We start from the raw sequence: 13,482 nt of genomic DNA on the forward strand, positions 1-13,482 counted from the left end.
GCAAAAACGGTTCAGAATTCACGACAATACGTCATATTAAAAGATACAGAGTCCCATTGTTATGAAAAAATTGATAGTAATGCCACTCATTTTACTTCTGGGTGGATGCTATGGCGTGGGCTCCCAGAGACTGGATCGTGACCAGCTTGATTATTCACAGGCACTGATCGGTTCTTCCAAGCAGCAGACACTCCTTAACGTCGTGCGCCTGCGCTATGCCGATACGCCGGGCTTCCTTGATACCACCCAGCTTATTTCGGGCTACCAGTTGCAGCGTAACATCGCCATTGGCGTGGGGTCGGATTCCAACCCGATCCGGCCCGCGGGGACCATTGGCGCGCAGATACAGGAAAGCCCCACCTTTACATTCCAGCCCGTAACGGGCGATGCCTATGCACAGAGCTTCCTGCGCCCGCTGCCGCCGGGCAGCCTGCTGCCGCTGGCCATGGGGGGGCTGCCCATTGATATCCTGTTCCGCCTGTCGGTGCAGTCGGTCAACCTGATCAATAATGTCGGCGCCATTGGCGGTGATGTGGGACGGGGCTCGCCCGAGTTTTTTGAACTCATCTATGACCTGCGCCGCCTGCAGATTGCGGGCCTGCTGGGCATACAGCTTGAACATAGCGAGGAAGTGCCCGGCAAGACACCGGCCTTTGACCGGGTTTTTCTGACCGTCTCCCCAACAACGGACCCGATTCTGTCCGATGTGGTCAAGGCCACGCGGCGTTTTTTTGAAATGAGCCCAAAGGACGAACGCATAGAAGTCATATACGGCGCGGGCAAGCCGCAGCATGGCCAGATCAGGTTGCTGACGCGCACGATGCTTGGCGTTCTGGGGCAGATTGCCTACCAGATTGACGTGCCGCAGGAAGATATCGATTCAGGCCGCACGTTGCCCAAGATCATTCTGGTCGGGCGCAGTACGCGGCCCACGGTCTTTGTTCATGTCAGCAATGAACGGCCGCATTCTTCTTTTGTAACGATAAAATACAATAATAAATTCTACTATATTGCGGATACCGATTTCCCCAGCAAACTCGGCTTTACAATGCTTCAGATTTTGATGGAACTTTCAAAAACCACCAAGAACCCCGGCGCCGTGCTGACCATACCGGTAAACGGCTAAGGGGGCGTATCGCGCAAACCGGGATGGGTCATCACGAAGGGCACGATGGCCAGCACATGCAGCAGCCCCACGCCCCCTGGCGCAGGATCATGAAGCGCCGACCGCCACCCGGTCGGGCAGGGTGAATTCCACGCCATGGGTCAGCATGAAGATCAGACCCGACAGGATGAAAACAGGTCCACTGCGCGAAAGCCGTTTTCAACCGCGCTGGAATGCACCAGCACCACTACGCCACCAATACTGGCGCACAGTGGCGGCAGCAGGTGGTGGGCGGCAATCCATCCCGCCACCACCCCACGTACGCCCGCAAGCACCGCAGGCAGGGCAGGGGCATGTTCCCTGCGTTCCCTGTGTTCCCTTGTGTTCCCGTACCCTGCGCTACCCTATGTACCGGTATTAACCCTTACTATAATACTTCCTGTTTCCTTAAACATAAAGGAACATAGGGAACACAGGGAACGGCGCACGCTGGCCGACAAACCCCGCCACGCATGGAATTCCCGGCAGGGTGCAGGGTAAAGCACGCAGTTTACCACGCTCCGCCCGTGCGGGGTGCCGGGTGTTCCCTCATGTTCCCTTACCTGCCACCACACAGGGAACAGCAAGGGAACCACACCAGGGTAATTGGCACGTTCCGACCCGCATGGGATGGCCGGTAAACATGCATTACAGAGGGTGCATCTGACCATGCCCCGGCCACCGGCATGCCATGCCGTGGTACGCCACGCGCCCCATCCCTGCCTGCATCGTCGGCTGTTAGTATGATTTTTGTGCACAAGATCATGCAAGGACGCCCATGCCCCAAACCGCCCACACCCTGCCTGCCGAACGCGCCCGCGTGGCCACCATCCTGCGCGCCGACCGCCGCGCCCGCCTGCTGGCGCGTGATGTTGCGGCTGGTCTGAAGCCCGACATGGGCACGGATGGCCCCGCCGCCACCGCGCGCGTGGTGCAGGCCACCCGCATGGAACTGGCCCCCCATACTGCCCCGCAACCCGTGCGCCGCGTGCTCGACACCTGCATGCCTGACCGCCTGTTCCACCGCGCCAATGCCGCCCTTACGCCAGACCAGCATGCGGCGGGCCTGCGCTTTCGCGCCACATGGCGCCGCGCGGTGCGGAGCGGGCGGCTAGTGCAGCGTTACAGCCCCCTTACGGGCGCGGGTGGTGGCGTGGCGCTGGAGGATAGCGAGGCCAGCGTGCACGCCCGCCGCCAGCTTGATCGCGCCCATGCCCTGCTTACGCCTGCGCGCTGGCGGGTGGTGTGCGCCGTATGCGCGCTGGATGAGGCACCGGGCACCCGCCTGCGCACCCTGCACCGCGCGCTGGATGTGCTGCATGAAAAATGGTGAACTCCCCCCAGCGCAGGGGGCACGACTGTATTTCATGAAGCAGTAGGGCGAGTGCGCCGTACAGCTACCCGCCCCCTACACGCCCCCTTGCAGCCATGGTAGGCTTGGCGCATGAACCGATCCGGCCTTGCCCTTGCCCTGCTTTCCGCCGTGCTGTTTGGCGCCAGCACGCCCTTTGCCAAGCTGCTGCTGGGCGGCATGCCGGCACAGATGGCGGCGGGGCTGCTCTACCTTGGCTCCGGCCTGGGGCTAGCGGTGGTGCTGGGCGCACGCGCGGCGTTGCGGCTGCCCACGCATGATGAAGCGCCGCTGGGCGGGCGTGACCTGCCATGGTTGCTGGGCGTGATTGCAACCGGCGGCGTGGGCGGGCCGCTGCTGCTCATGTTGGGGCTGGCGCGGACGGATGCGGCCAGTGCTTCGCTGCTGCTGAACATGGAAAGCATTGCAACACTACTGATCGCGTGGGTGGTGTTTCGGGAAAACGTGGACCGCAGGCTGCTGATAGGGGCCGCGTGCATCGTAGCGGGGGCCGCCGTGCTGTCATGGCAGGGACGGGCGATGTTCTCGACCGGGGCGCTGTACATCGTGGGCGCGTGCGTGTGCTGGGGCATTGACAACAACCTAAGCGGCAGGCTCTCGGCCGTGGACCCGGTGCGCATCGCCATGCTCAAAGGGCTGGTGGCGGGCTGCGTGAACATGGGGCTGGCCCTGACATTTCTGCACGCGGGCCTGCCGGGGGCAGCACTTGTGGCCGGTGCCATGGCCGTGGGGTTTGCAGGCTACGGGGTCAGCCTTGTGGCCTTCATGCTTGGCTTGCGCCACCTTGGGGCGGCGCGTACGGGGGCGTATTTTGCGCTGGCGCCGTTTGTGGGGGCGGTGGTGTCGCTTGCGGTGTTTGGCGTGCATGATGCCGGGCGGCTGGCGATGGCGGGCGTGCTGATGGGCATCGGCCTGTGGCTGCACCTGAGCGAACGCCACGACCATGAACACATACACGAGGAAATGGCCCACACCCACCGCCATGTGCATGACGAACACCACCAGCACACCCACACCCATGATGACCCACCGGGCGAGCCGCACACCCACTACCATGTGCACACAAGGCTTGTGCACACTCACCCCCATTACCCCGACCTGCACCACCGCCACAGCCATGATGGCCACGGCCCGCATGACCATGGCCCCGACGGACAGGATCACACGCACGCGGCATAGGCGGGGGCCAACGCGTGGGAAGGCCGCGCGCAGGCCAGAGTAAGGACATAGCCTGCCGGGCAGGGGCATAACCATTTCCGGGGGACTGTCTTATTTTTTCAAAAAGGCGATGCTCCTTTAAGCTTTTTACAGTTTTTTCGGTCCGGTCATGGCTGCCCGCGCGGGCATACATTGACACGCCACGCAACCCGCCCCTAGCCTGATCGCGCCCACGGACAAGGATGGCGCGATGGACCCCTATGAAGGCTGCAATACGGCGGCCCTGCCATACTGGCTCAGCACCCCGCAGCAGGATTTCGCGGCACTGGGGGCCACCATCGTGCCGCATGTGGAGCGCCTTCTGGCGCGTGACGGGGTGTTCGCCCCCTTTGGCGCCACTGTGGCGCTGGAGCCTTATATTGCCAATGTAACCCTGCTGGACCCGCCTGCGCGCGCAGCAAGTGACGTGCAACTGGAACAGGCGCGTGCCGCACTGGGCCGCGTGCTGGCGGCAACGCCGCACCGGGCGGCGGCGGTGGTGGCCAACTGCACCGTCATCCTGCCTGGGCAGAGCGATCCGTCGCAGGCCGTGGTCATGATGTGCGCGCACCGCGATGGCACGGCGGAGCAGGTCGTCCACCCCTACACCATTGCCCACGAACGCATAACCTTCGGCCCCGCCACCACCACCGAGGGCACACGCGACATCTTTCCCCCCATCCGCCTGCGCTTCTACATACGCGAAAGCTGCCCCCCGCGCCCGGTGGGCTACACGGTGGCGATGTTCATGGTTCATGGCATGGACCGGGCCGCCGTACTGCGCCATTTCGGGCTGGAGGAAACCGGGCAGGCCGTGGATGAAACCCGCCCCGCACCCGGTGGCGTGACCAGCCTGCCCGGCGGGTGGACCGCGCTGTGGTGCAATGCCGCTGGCCTGCGCCACCGGGTCGAGGCCCATCTTGCCACCACCCCTGCGGGCAGCACGATAGTGGCCTGCATGGTAAACGAACCCGCCTATGCCAGCGCCGCCACCGGCTGGCGCGACGGCGCGCGGATATGGGACATATCCCATAACGGCCAGGCCGGCCCGCATGACCTGAAGGTGGACGGCACGCCCCCGCCGGAACTGAAAGCCGTGATCGCCGCCATGGACATGGAGGAAACCCAGAGCGGCTATCCGCCGGGGATGATCGATTTCTACTTCGACATACCAGTAGAACTGGTCTTTGCCCTGACCGGCCTACGCTACTGCCAGCGCGATTACACGCACGGACCGGTTACGTTCAGCGCAATACGGGAAATGGCGCGGGCGGGGCAGGGGGGCGTGAATGCCGTGTACGGGGCTTGATGGAGGAAGAGGGGCAGATACCGCCTTTATATGAGACATAGACGGTCGTTCTTGTTTACCCGAAAATGGACAGGCGGATTTTTCATATATCTCTCGTTTCTAACAGTTGCGTGGACGCATGGTCGATTATGAGAACAATATCGCTGAGCAAAGTCTGTCGGAAAGACGCAGATGATCTTGTTAAGGCTAATATCGAAAGCCGTTCTTATCATGCTCCCTGGGTTCAACCTTTCATAACACGTGAAGGCTTTGATACCTGGTTCGATGAACAGGTGTCGGGCGCCAATATAGGGTTTATTGCGCGGGAACTGGATACTGGCGGTATTGTTGGCATTACGCATCTCAGCCAGATTTTCATGCGTGGCTTTCAGAATGCATACCTGGGCTATTACGGAATGAAAGGGTTCGCTGGACGTGGCTTGATGACTGAAGCAGTACGCCTGACAGTACAGACTGCTTTCAATGATATCGGACTGCACCGTCTGGAAGCAAACATTCAGCCTGGGAATATGAAATCCATAGCGCTGATCCACAGGCTGGGGTTCCGTCATGAAGGCTTCTCACCGCGTTATCTTCGCATAAATGGGGCATGGCGTGACCATGAACGCTGGGCATTGCTGCGAGATGAATCCTGATTTCTGAGTAGTAACCTTTTCCTTTTTCCTTAAAATCTGTGCGCTACTGAAGTTATAACCAGACCTGCCATTGCTGAAGATCAGTATCAGCCTGTATTTTCTGGTCCCTGCATGCCGTTTTTTTCTGCTATACGGAATATAGTCCGAATTATGGTACCCACTGACCCGGACGCTTCCATAAATTCATGATCCCGAAAAACGGCTGCGATATCCGCCGCCGCACGGATTATCAATGCGAACGCAAGGCCCGCCCTCACCGGCGGGCTTTTTTGTGTCTGCACTGCAAGACATGTCATGCCAGATACCAACCAGCATCCCGCCCTGACATTTGTCATGGGCGAACATCAACTCGTCAGTATTGTCAGGCGATACCTGCCCGGCCATGAAAGTATCAGCAGGGCCGAAGGTCTGGCCACAATGGGCATTGGCGCAGCAGAAATGGCCGGTGCCGCGGGCCTGCTGGCTGCCCCTGAACCGCTGCTGAGCAAGGTTGGCGGCATTGCGCTTGCGGCCCATGGCGCCGACATGATGGCCGCCGGACAGCAGGCGTGGAAAAATGGCACCGAACCGCACACCCTGACCGAACGCGCGGTCCACGCCGTGGCCCTGAAGGCCCATGCGCCCCCTGCTGTTGCCGATCTGGCCGGTCAGGCTGCCGATGCCGTGATTCCTGCTGGCATACTGCATGCGGCAGCACATTTCGCGGCAACACGGGCCATTCGCGTTGCCATGGCGGATGCAAACCGGCTTGCCTTCAGGCAGGATGACATCACTACGGAGCACTTTCACCGGCCTGTCGTGCAACACACCGGTCAGCCGGCACGGACACCTGCCAACCAGAATCTCCTCTCACCGCATCGACAGAACCGGCTTGACCTCAACCATCATGAAGCGCCACCGCATAACCGCAAGGCGGGTGGGCATGTGCTGCTGAAGCATGTTGACCCGACCGAAGCGTATATCGAGCGCCGGTTTAGGAAGGAAAACCGTCCTATTGTTTCGTTCTTTACCTCGAAAGAAGACGCTGAACGTGCTATTCACGCACTGCTTCGGGATAATTCTTCCAAGGTTGATACGTGGCTCAGGGATGCTGGAAATGGAGACAGAATTATTCTTGATGGATATTTCTCCGGAAGAGGGGCCGTCATTATCGAAAGTGCCAATCGGGAACACAAAGCCGCGCGGCGCATCGAAGTTACAATTATCAAAAAAGAACACAATGGGATGATCTATTATGTCCAAACTGTTAAACTGTACCGATCGTGATATTCTCGACATGTTTCCGCGTCTCACTAATCTGGGCTCCAGCTCGTTTGGCGAGGATCCTGATCTCTTTGGCGATACGCTGTTCGAGGTCATTGATGATGCGCCGCGAGGTCATCGCCTGCCGTTCAAACAGCAGACAGTCAACGAATTAAGAACGTTACTGGCCTATGACGATATGGACCTCGATCGTGTCAGTTGGGCTGTGCTCAGTATAGACCCCACAGTTGACCCTGAAGAACCACCCAACTGGGGCAGCTTTCCCACCCTACGGGCATTCTGGTCAGCCGTTCTACATGCTTTTGAAAATGACCCCGAGGTGCAGGCAGGAAAAGAGATTGACTGAAACCCGTAAGGGCGCAGCGTTCACACCATGAAAAACTGAGAGGTCTGTTTTCATGTCCTTGCGTTGCAGAATCAGGCCATCCACTTCCCCCTTAACTGCCGGTCTGTCAAATGAACTTGAAGCAGACCGGCGGAAGTCGCGTGCATGCTGGACACAGGAAGCACCATGCCAAATTCCGGAAAGCGGACGTAAGTGTCTGTATCCGCCAATCTGAAAAAAGCTGAAGAGCGCCGCCAGTGAGGCGGCGTAGGTTAAAGCCGTCCTATTGTTTCGTTCTTTACCTCGAAGGAAGACGCTGAACGTGCTATTCACGCAGTGCTCAGGGATAACGCCTCTAAAATTGATACCTGGCTCAAGAACGCCGCAAATGGAAGCTCAGTCTATGTCGAAGGGTATTCCTCGGGAAAGGGAGCTGTCGTAATCGAGAATGCCAATCGGCAACGCAAGGCTGCGCGACGCATTCAAGTTACAATTGTCAAAAAAGAATACAATGGGATGATATATTATGTCCAAACTGTTAAACTGTACCAATGATGATATTCTTGACATGTTCCCGCGTATAAAAAATCTTGGTGGCGGCCCATTCGGTGAAGACGCCGATATCTTCGGTGATACGTTACGTGAAGTTGTTCAGGATGCACCACAAACTCATGATCTGCCGTTCAAACAGCAGACAGTCAACGAATTAAGGAATTTCCTGACCTATAATGACGAGGATATTGAGCGCGTCAGTTGGGTTGTGCTCGGTATAGACCCCACAGTTGACCCTGAAGAACCACCCAACTGGGGCAGCTTTCCCACCCTACGGGCATTCTGGTCAGCCGTTCTACATGCTTTTGAAAATGACCCCGAGGTGCAGGCAGGAAAAGAGATTGACCGAAACCCGTAGGGGCGCGGCGTTCATACCATGAAAAACTGAGAGGTCTGTTTTCATGTCCTTGCGTTGCAGAATCAGGCCATCCACTCCCCCTTAACTACCGGTCTGCCAAATGAACTTGAAGCAGACCGGCGGAAGTCGCGTGCATGCTGGACACGGGAAGCACCATGCCAAATTCCGGAAAGCGGACGTAAGTGTCTGTATCCGCCAATCTGAAAAAAGCTGAAGAGCGCCGCCAGTGAGGCGGCGTAGGTTAAAGCCGTCCTATTGTTCCATTCTTCACATCGAAAGAAGAGGCTGAAGTTTTATTCACGCAGCACTTCGAGATAATTCTTCCAAGGTTGATACGTGGCTCAGGGATGCCAGAGATGGAAGTTCAATTCACGTTGAAGGGCATCTTTCAGGCAGCGGGGCGATTGTCGTCGAAAAAGCTGATCGTGTAATAAAATCTGCGCGATATATTAGAGTTACAATTATTAAAAAAGAGCATAACGGGATGATTTATTATGTCCAGACTATTATACTTTACTGATTACGAAATCCGCCAAAAATTTGATTGTCTGGCCGGTCTCGGTGCCAGTTCTTTAGGCGAAGATGCCGATATGTTTGGAGATACGCTGGAGGAAGCAATCCAGTGCGGACCGCGAACGCATGATCTTCCGTTCAAACTGCAAACAATCGCTGAATTAAGAACTTTACTGTCCTGCAACGATGCAGAAATTGATCATGTTACCTGGCTCCTGATCCGCATAGATCCAACAGTTGAACCGGAGGAACCACCCAACTGGGGCAGTTTTCCAAGCCTGCGGGCATTCTGGTCTGCCGTCCTGCATGCCTTTGAACATGATCCCGAGGTGCGGGAAACAAAAGGCAGCTGACCGGAACGCGCAGGGTTGTTGGCAACAGGTCTCGCGGGAATATCAGGTTCCGCATATTGGCAACCCGGCACTGGCCTGCCACCCCGGCCATCGCTTTACAAAACGCACCCCGCACATGGTTACAGCCCCAGTTCCGACAGCCCCGGATGCCCGTCTGGCCTGCGGCCTGCGGGCCAGTGGAACAGGCGCGCATCTGCCGTAATCGGCTGATCGTTTATGGCGGCGAAGCGGGTGTGCATCAGGCCATCGGCATCAAATTCCCAGACCTCATTACCGTAGGAACGCCACCATGCCCCCGTGCCGTCATGCCATTCATAGGCAAAGCGCACGGCCATGCGGTTGAGCCGGAAACCCCACAGTTCCTTGATCAGCCGGTAATCGTGCTCCGTGCGCCACTTGTCTTGCAGGAAGGACACGATTTCTGCCCGACCGGTTATGAACCGCGTGCGGTTGCGCCACCTGCTGCCCGATGTGTAGGCCAGGGCCACCTGTTCGGGGTTGCGGGTGTTCCAGGCATCTTCAGCCAGGCGGACCTTCAGGGTGGCGGTCCCGACACCAAATGGCGGGAAGGGGGAACGGGACATGGCGGTACTCCTGTGGCGCATGTGGCAGGTAGACAGTGTGCACCGTGTGAATGGTTGACGGAATGACAATGATCCCTCATTTCAGGCCATGATCCGCGCCATCGGCTTTGTGCTTTATCCCGATTTCCAGCTGCTCGATGCCGCTGGCCCCACGGCTGCGTTCGAGATCGCAGGCCGCATTGCCGGGCAGCCTTATACGCTTGCCATGCTCTCCCGCGCGGGCGGGCTGGTCATGTCTTCATCGGGCGTTGCAGTACAGACCGTGGCGGTGGAGGGGGCGGGCGGGTTTGACACGCTGATCATTGTAGGGGGCGAGGGACACCGCGCGGCCATGGAATGTGGCGTGCTGCGGGCCTTCATGCAGGCGCGCATGGCCCATACCCGGCGCATATGCAGTGTGTGTTCTGGCGCGTTCGTTCTGGCGGGTGCGGGGCTGCTGGCGGGGCGGCGTGCCACCACGCACTGGCGGCACGCGCAGGAATTCCGCCGCCAGTTTAGCGACATACGCCTTGAGCCTGATGCGCTTTACATCCATGACGGCCCGGTCTGGACGGCGGCGGGCATCAGTGCGGGGATTGACCTTGCACTGGCGCTGGTCGGCCATGACCTGGGTGATGACATTGCCCGCCAGGCGGCACGGCAGATGGTGGTCTACCACCGCCGACCCGGCGGCCAGTCACAGTTTTCCGCCCTGCTGGAAATGGAGGGCGGCGAGCGTTTCAGCACCCTGCTGGGCTGGGTGCGGGCACACCTTGCGCAACCACTGGGGGTAGACGTACTGGCGGCACGGGCGGGTATGAGCGCGCGCAACTTCTCCCGCGCGTTTCGCGCCGCCGTGGGCGTAAGCCCGGCCAGGGCCGTGGAGCGCCTGCGGCTGGAAGCGGCGTATGAGCGCGTGGTGTATTCGACCGACCCGGTGGAGGCGATCGCGCGCACCACCGGCTTTCATGATCCCGAGCGCATGCGCCGCGCCTTCATCCGCGCCTTCGGGCTGCCACCGCAGGCGGTGCGCCGTAACGCCGCACGCTAGGGCAGGGCGAACGGGGCGCTGGTAAGCAAGCAGGTCGGCATCAGGCACAGGACGCACTGCGCGCCGCTGGTGCCACGCCCGGTGCGCCTTCGTGGCAGTGGCAGGCATTGGGCAGCCATGCCCGAACCGGTTCGCGCGCCGCCGTTCGGTCAGGGTATTGGCGTGCATGGGTTTTACCAGCGCAATCGGGTTTGATGCCTGCACGCTTTATGTGCTTGATGTTGCCACAATGGGACAGCGCCGCGCACGGTACGGCCCTGCAGGCCGGGCACACCATGCCCGGCACAATGCAATTGCTGCCTGCACGGTTTTTGCATACATATCTGCCATACTGGCCCAACCCGCACCGGAGAGTGGTCATGCCCGAACCCGCTGGCCCCCGGCGGGGGGCTGCTTACAGCCGCAGGCTGGCCGATGAGATCTGTGCCCGCCTGAGCGACGGCCAAAGCCTGCGCGCCATCTGCACCGACCCCGCCATGCCCCATCGCGCCACCGTGCTGCGTTGGCTGCACGCCAACCCGGAATTCCGGGGTCTGTACACACTGGCGCGCGAAGCGGCGGCTGATGCCCTGGCCGAAGAAATCGTGGCCATTGCCGACCGTGCCACCGGGCGTGATGACGTGCCCGCCATAAAACTGCGCATGGAAGCGCGCATGTGGGTCGCCACCCGCCTGCGGCCTGCGGCCGAAAGGCGTACCGACACCGCCCCCGCCATTACCATTGCCATAACGCCCGATGACACAGACCTTTAGCCTGACCCCCGACCAGCGCCGCGCCAACCACCTGCTGGGTCGTGCGGCAACACATATTCTGCTGCGCGGCGGCGCGCGGTCGGGCAAGACGTTCGTGCTGGTGCGCGCCGTCATCATCCGCGCACTCAGGGCGGGGGGCACGCGACACGGCATTTTCCGCCACCGGCTGAACGCACTGCGCGCAACGGTCGTGGCTGACACGTTTCCTGCCGTCATGCGCGCGTGCTTTCCCGCTGTTCCATGGGCGCTGTCGCGCACCGACTGGACGGTGGAGCTGCCCAATGGGTCTTCTATCGTATTTGGCGGACTGGATGATGAGGATCGCACCGAAAAGATACTTGGACTGGAATTCGCCACCGTTTACCTGAACGAAGCCAGCCAGATTACTTATGGCGCGCGCAACATGCTGCTTACGCGCCTTGCACAAAAATCTCCGCTGGCGCTGAAGGAGTATATCGACGCCAACCCCCCCACCACCAGCCACTGGCTGTACCGCGTATTTGAGGAAGGGGTGGAACCCACATCCGGCACCCCGCTGGACCGTGCGCGCTACGCCACCATGCAGCTTAACCCGGCAGGCAACCGGGCCAACCTTTCCGCACAGTACCTGACCCAGCTTGAAGCCCTGCCCGAGCGCGAGCGCAGGCGTTTCATGTTGGGCGAATACCAGCACGCGGTAGACGGCGCGCTGTGGCGGATGGAGGATCTGGCGCGCGCAGCCCCCGTAACACCTGCCACGCGGGCCAGTGTGGCGGCAGGCATGCGGCGCATTGTGGTGGCGGTGGCCCCCTCGGGCTGCGCGGGGCCGGAGGATACACGATCGGACGAGATCGGCATTGTGGTCTGTGGTGTGGATGGCAGTGGCAACGGCCATGTGCTGGCGGACCTGTCACGCCGTGACAGCCCGGCGGGCTGGGCGCGCGCGGCCTTGCAGGCGCAGGTGGACTGGGGGGCGGAACGCATTGTGGCCGAGCAGAATTTTGGCGGCGCGCTGGTGGAAGCAACCCTGCGCGGCCTCAATCCCAATGCGGCGCTAACCATGGTCAGCGCCAGCCGGGGCAAGGCGGCGCGGGCCGAGCCGGTGGCGGCGTTATACGAACAGGGGCGGGTGACGCACCATGGCGTGTTTGCACAGCTTGAGGCGCAGCTATGCCAGTTTTCCGCCAGTGGCTACCACGGCGCGCACTCACCTGACCGGGCGGATGCGCTGGTGTGGGCGCTGAGTGAACTTATGCTGTCCGCCCCGCCACCCGCACCCGCGCGGTGGGTGCCAACGCGCTTCAGCATGGGGCGGTAAAACGTAAAGAAGTTCTTGGTGAAGCCTTTTGAAAAAGGCGGTACCCAAAAACTTTTATTCATTTTTATTACCATACGGTGGGTTCAGCCAATGCGTCCTCAAAATACCCCGTTACATCTACCCGCTGCCCCGGTGTTATGTGCACAAGCGTTATGCCCACCTGTGCAAAGGCGGCGTTGACCAGCCCGTCACGGTACTGGCGTTCGGGCTGGTCGTGGGTGCTGTCATCCAGCTCCACGCCCAGCACCACATGGCCGTCATCCGCGCGGACCACGACAAAATCCACCGATTTGGAGGCAATCTTGTAAAACGCCCGCCGGTTGGCATCCGCATCCGGCCCGCGCGGCACCATCAGCTCCGCCAGCCTGACCTGCGGGCAGACAAGGTAGCCCGGCGGCACCTGCGCCATAAGGGTGCGCAGCACACGGCACTCCCATGCACTCAGTAGCGGGCGGGGCTGGTACAGCGGCACGGCCCAGCTATAATCCGCCATGGAGACGGGTACGGTAAAACCCGCATCTGCCGCCTGTGGCATCTCCCCTGACACGCCGCCAGCCGCCCATCCTGGCGCCGGTTCCGGCATTGGGTCCGGCACGGGTGCGGGGGGCCGGATGCGGGTTATGGGTTCAACCCGCCCGGCCGCGCGCGCAGCACGCCGGGCCACGGGAGCAGGGGCGCGCAGCAGGCCGCAGGCCCCCCAGCCCAGCAGCAGCAGACCCACCAAAACTTCGGCAACACCCATCAGCATGGGGGGCGGCGATGCATGAAAGTTCACTCTCCAGTTAACGGGCGGCAGCC

The 13,482-nt window shown here is 60.5% G+C and carries 19 protein-coding genes; 14 read left to right on the forward strand and 5 right to left on the reverse strand.

The genetic code is table 11. The features are described from left to right. The first annotated feature begins 61 nt into the window (after window positions 1-61). A complete protein-coding gene (locus GLX_RS02330; protein WP_014104438.1) occupies window positions 62-1,126 on the forward strand; it encodes a hypothetical protein in 1,065 nt (354 codons plus the stop codon). Here the strand turns inward: GLX_RS02330 and GLX_RS18360 are convergent. Together GLX_RS18360 and GLX_RS18365 are read right to left on the reverse strand one after the other, a co-directional pair. Further along, window positions 1,123-1,263, reverse strand: a complete 141-nt coding sequence (locus GLX_RS18360) for a hypothetical protein (protein ID WP_158309214.1) — start codon at window positions 1,261-1,263, stop codon at window positions 1,123-1,125. The genes GLX_RS02330 and GLX_RS18360 overlap by 4 nt on opposite strands. A gap of 15 nt (window positions 1,264-1,278) precedes the next feature. Then, window positions 1,279-1,440, reverse strand: coding sequence for a hypothetical protein (locus GLX_RS18365; protein WP_158309215.1), 162 nt, complete (start codon window positions 1,438-1,440; stop codon window positions 1,279-1,281). Window positions 1,441-1,922: 482 nt separating this feature from the next. Between GLX_RS18365 and GLX_RS02335 the strand changes: the two genes are divergently transcribed. The 4 genes from GLX_RS02335 to GLX_RS02350 all read left to right on the forward strand — a co-directional run bounded on the left by GLX_RS02335 (window position 1,923) and on the right by GLX_RS02350 (window position 5,657). Beyond that, window positions 1,923-2,477, forward strand: coding sequence for a hypothetical protein (locus GLX_RS02335; protein WP_014104439.1), 555 nt, complete (start codon window positions 1,923-1,925; stop codon window positions 2,475-2,477). 111 nt (window positions 2,478-2,588) lie between these two features. Then, the gene (locus tag GLX_RS02340) at window positions 2,589-3,695 is read left to right on the forward strand and encodes a DMT family transporter (RefSeq protein ID WP_014104440.1); all 1,107 of its coding nucleotides are present in this window, start codon (window positions 2,589-2,591) and stop codon (window positions 3,693-3,695) included. 229 nt (window positions 3,696-3,924) lie between these two features. Continuing rightward, window positions 3,925-5,022 (forward strand): hypothetical protein, encoded by a 1,098-nt coding sequence (locus tag GLX_RS02345; protein WP_014104441.1) that lies wholly within the window; start codon window positions 3,925-3,927, stop codon window positions 5,020-5,022. A gap of 128 nt (window positions 5,023-5,150) precedes the next feature. Beyond that, a complete protein-coding gene (locus GLX_RS02350) occupies window positions 5,151-5,657 on the forward strand; it encodes a GNAT family N-acetyltransferase (RefSeq protein ID WP_014104442.1) in 507 nt (168 codons plus the stop codon). 183 nt (window positions 5,658-5,840) lie between these two features. On the opposite strand, the gene GLX_RS17980 is transcribed toward GLX_RS02350, so the two are convergent. Further along, on the reverse strand, window positions 5,841-6,173 hold the full coding sequence (locus GLX_RS17980) for a hypothetical protein (protein WP_148268528.1): 333 nt from the start codon (window positions 6,171-6,173) through the stop codon (window positions 5,841-5,843). Between the two features lie 9 nt (window positions 6,174-6,182). Between GLX_RS17980 and GLX_RS02355 the strand changes: the two genes are divergently transcribed. The 6 genes from GLX_RS02355 (at window position 6,183) to GLX_RS02370 (ending at window position 9,021) form a co-directional block, all read left to right on the forward strand. Then, window positions 6,183-6,923 carry an RNase A-like domain-containing protein gene (locus GLX_RS02355; RefSeq protein WP_231850381.1) on the forward strand — a complete coding sequence of 247 codons (741 nt, stop codon included), beginning with the start codon at window positions 6,183-6,185 and terminating at the stop codon, window positions 6,921-6,923. Window positions 6,924-6,933: 10 nt separating this feature from the next. Beyond that, window positions 6,934-7,266: a hypothetical protein gene (locus GLX_RS02360; protein ID WP_014104444.1), complete on the forward strand. Its 333-nt coding sequence runs from the start codon at window positions 6,934-6,936 to the stop codon at window positions 7,264-7,266. 315 nt (window positions 7,267-7,581) lie between these two features. After that, window positions 7,582-7,800, forward strand: coding sequence for an RNase A-like domain-containing protein (locus GLX_RS16960; protein ID WP_231850383.1), 219 nt, complete (start codon window positions 7,582-7,584; stop codon window positions 7,798-7,800). A 13-nt stretch (window positions 7,801-7,813) separates the two neighbouring features. After that, complete coding sequence (locus GLX_RS02365) at window positions 7,814-8,155, forward strand: contact-dependent growth inhibition system immunity protein (RefSeq protein ID WP_041247570.1); 342 nt, start codon at window positions 7,814-7,816, stop codon at window positions 8,153-8,155. A gap of 295 nt (window positions 8,156-8,450) precedes the next feature. Continuing rightward, a complete protein-coding gene (locus GLX_RS17985; protein WP_231850430.1) occupies window positions 8,451-8,675 on the forward strand; it encodes an RNase A-like domain-containing protein in 225 nt (74 codons plus the stop codon). Next, window positions 8,650-9,021 (forward strand): hypothetical protein, encoded by a 372-nt coding sequence (locus GLX_RS02370; protein ID WP_014104446.1) that lies wholly within the window; start codon window positions 8,650-8,652, stop codon window positions 9,019-9,021. Before GLX_RS17985 ends, GLX_RS02370 begins: the two co-directional genes overlap by 26 nt. A gap of 119 nt (window positions 9,022-9,140) precedes the next feature. Here the strand turns inward: GLX_RS02370 and GLX_RS02375 are convergent, their stop codons facing one another. Continuing rightward, window positions 9,141-9,605, reverse strand: coding sequence for a nuclear transport factor 2 family protein (locus GLX_RS02375; protein ID WP_041247093.1), 465 nt, complete (start codon window positions 9,603-9,605; stop codon window positions 9,141-9,143). Between the two features lie 88 nt (window positions 9,606-9,693). Between GLX_RS02375 and GLX_RS02380 the strand changes: the two genes are divergently transcribed. From GLX_RS02380 to GLX_RS02395, 3 genes are all read left to right on the forward strand, one after another. Next, on the forward strand, window positions 9,694-10,635 hold the full coding sequence (locus GLX_RS02380; RefSeq protein ID WP_014104448.1) for a GlxA family transcriptional regulator: 942 nt from the start codon (window positions 9,694-9,696) through the stop codon (window positions 10,633-10,635). A 359-nt stretch (window positions 10,636-10,994) separates the two neighbouring features. Then, window positions 10,995-11,387, forward strand: coding sequence for a terminase small subunit-like protein (locus GLX_RS02390; RefSeq protein WP_041247095.1), 393 nt, complete (start codon window positions 10,995-10,997; stop codon window positions 11,385-11,387). Continuing rightward, window positions 11,371-12,684, forward strand: coding sequence for a phage terminase large subunit (locus tag GLX_RS02395; RefSeq protein ID WP_014104450.1), 1,314 nt, complete (start codon window positions 11,371-11,373; stop codon window positions 12,682-12,684). The genes GLX_RS02390 and GLX_RS02395 overlap by 17 nt, the downstream gene beginning before the upstream one ends. Before the next feature lie 67 nt (window positions 12,685-12,751). Here the strand turns inward: GLX_RS02395 and GLX_RS02400 are convergent, their stop codons facing one another. Beyond that, window positions 12,752-13,459, reverse strand: a complete 708-nt coding sequence (locus GLX_RS02400; protein ID WP_231850384.1) for a DUF2726 domain-containing protein — start codon at window positions 13,457-13,459, stop codon at window positions 12,752-12,754. Window positions 13,460-13,482 lie beyond the last annotated feature (23 nt).

It is taken from the genome of Komagataeibacter medellinensis NBRC 3288, from assembly GCF_000182745.2.
Taxonomy (GTDB): domain Bacteria; phylum Pseudomonadota; class Alphaproteobacteria; order Acetobacterales; family Acetobacteraceae; genus Komagataeibacter; species Komagataeibacter medellinensis.